The 2,226-nt window shown below is 32.2% G+C and carries 3 protein-coding genes; all 3 read right to left on the reverse strand.

The annotated features are described in order from the left end of the window. Window positions 1-9 precede the first annotated feature (9 nt). A complete protein-coding gene (locus tag Q0616_RS06390; protein ID WP_188319814.1) occupies window positions 10-474 on the reverse strand; it encodes a DUF6428 family protein in 465 nt (154 codons plus the stop codon). 94 nt (window positions 475-568) lie between these two features. Next, window positions 569-898: a metalloregulator ArsR/SmtB family transcription factor gene (locus tag Q0616_RS06395; protein ID WP_171622011.1), complete on the reverse strand. Its 330-nt coding sequence runs from the start codon at window positions 896-898 to the stop codon at window positions 569-571. Between the two features lie 143 nt (window positions 899-1,041). Next, a partial coding sequence (locus Q0616_RS06400; protein ID WP_298775892.1) for a ribonucleotide-diphosphate reductase subunit alpha occupies window positions 1,042-2,226 on the reverse strand: 1,185 nt, incomplete at its 5' end.

Consider the following 2,226-nt stretch of genomic DNA (forward strand, 5'->3'; position numbering starts at 1 on the left):
TTTACATTCTTAGCAACAACCCGAATTAGGTGTACAACAAGTATTGTTTAGTTCCGATAAATTCACTTTTTGTTTTTGGCTAGGAATTCCACACGCATCTTCGGCTAAACATGCCGTTGTTTTGTTTTTTAAAACAAAAGATTTTCCGTTAAAATCTAAATCAAATTTTCCAATCGTTTCGGCTTGATACTCTACTTCAATTTCAGCATCTTCGATCCCAATTTTTTCCTCGGATAGTTTGATAATGTTTAACAGTTTACCTGGTTTTAGACGATGTTCGTAATCATCTGCATTCCATAACTGAAAGTTAACTACTTTTTCGTTGCGAATGGTTCCGCCACAATCGATAAAGTTTTTTGTAATTTGACCAACTTCTGTTACGTGAAAGTGTTCGGGAACAAAAGTCCCATTTTCTAATTGAAATTCAACATTCTCTAATGTTGGTAGAATTTCTTTAATTTGTTCAAGTGTCATAGCTTATTATTTATAATTTGACTTGTTATGATTAATATTCATTTACTTTTACCATTATCGCAATATTACGATGATAATTAATATAAAAAAAGTATTAACAGCATTGTTTAATGTGAACATCTTGTTTGAAAAATGCAATCAAATCGTTTTGAACATCATTCCAAACTTTTTCATCAATACAATAGCAGACAGACTTTCCTTCGATAGTACCTTGAATAATTCCAAGTGTTTTGAGCTCCTTTAAATGCTGAGAAATCGTTGCTTGTGCCAAGCCTAATTCATCAACCAAATCATTGCAAATACACGCTTTCTGATTGATAATGTATTGTAAAATAGCAATACGTGCCGGATTTCCAAATACTTTGAACATGAGTGCTAATCTATTTTGTTCGTCTGTAAATATTTCTGATTTTGTAGTTCCCATAGATTAATTTCGTATCGCAATATTACGATAATAAAATAAATCAATCCTCATAAAATTTCATTTTAACTCAACTTTTTGATTAAATAAACTAAAAAATCCGCTCGTTGAGCGGATTTATGTATTCTATTTTACTATTTTATTTATTAAGCCTCGCAAGAAGAACAAGAAACTAAGTTGGCTACTAATTCTTTTGAAACAGATTGAGAGCGTTGATAATACAATGTTTTTACGCCTAATTGCCAAGCTTCAATCATTAAACGGTTGACTTCTTTTACAGGTAAATCTGGCGGAATGTTAAGATTTAAGGATTGCGATTGATCGATGTATTTTTGACGAATAGCTGCTTGCTGAACAATTTCTAATTGAGAAATTTCTTTGAATGTTTTGAATACATCTTTTTCCTCTTTTGTCAATTGATCTAAATGCTGTACCGAACCTCCATTTAGCATGATTTCACGCCAAATATCTTCGTTATCGATTCCTTTTTCGCGTAATAATTTTGTTAAATATTTATTTTTACGCATAAAGTTCCCTTTCGATAAACCAGCTTTGTAATAATTAGACGCAAACGGTTCAATTCCTGGAGATGTTTGTCCTAAAATTGCAGAAGAAGAGGTTGTTGGTGCAATTGCACATGTCGTTGTATTACGACGTCCATAACCTTTCAATACTTCTGGTTCTCCATAAATACGTGCTAATTCTTCTGAAGCTTTATCAGCTTTTGATTGTATATGTTTGAATATTTCTGTAGTACGCAATTTTGCCTCCATTCCTTCGAAAGGAATCATATTGCGTTGTAAATAAGAGTGCCATCCTAACACACCTAAACCTAAAGCTCTGTGACGTTTTGCAAATCGATTCGCTGAAGCTAAATAGTAATTTCCTTCTGTTTTTTCGATGAATTCTTGCAATACAGCATCTAAGAAAAAGATGGCTAAACGAACCGCTTCTGTATCTTTCCATTCGTCGTATAACTCTAAGTTCATAGAAGATAAACAGCAAATAAATGATTCGTCCACAGAAGAAGGCAACATAATTTCTGAGCAAAGATTAGACGCATTAATTGACATTCCTAAATCTTTGTAAACCTGCGGTTTATTTTTATTAACGTTATCTGTAAAGAAAAGATAAGGTAATCCTTTTTCTTGACGAGATTCTAAAACTTTCGCCCAAATTTGACGTTTTTCAAGATCTCCATCAATCATTTCTTGCATCCAATAATCTGGTACACAAACACCATAAAATAAATTCTGAATAGAACTACCTATCGATTTAATTTTTAAGAATTCTTCAATATCATCATGATCGATATCCAAATAAGCTGCAAA

Source organism: uncultured Empedobacter sp. (assembly GCF_937930195.1).
GTDB lineage: Bacteria > Bacteroidota > Bacteroidia > Flavobacteriales > Weeksellaceae > Empedobacter > Empedobacter stercoris.

Excerpts from the sequence above, each read along its gene's own strand:
- Q0616_RS06390 (WP_188319814.1), bottom strand. The coding sequence starts at position 474 with ATGACACTTGAACAAATTAAAGAAATTCTACCAACATTAGAGAATGTT.
- Q0616_RS06395 (WP_171622011.1), bottom strand. The coding sequence starts at position 898 with ATGGGAACTACAAAATCAGAAATATTTACAGACGAACAAAATAGATTA.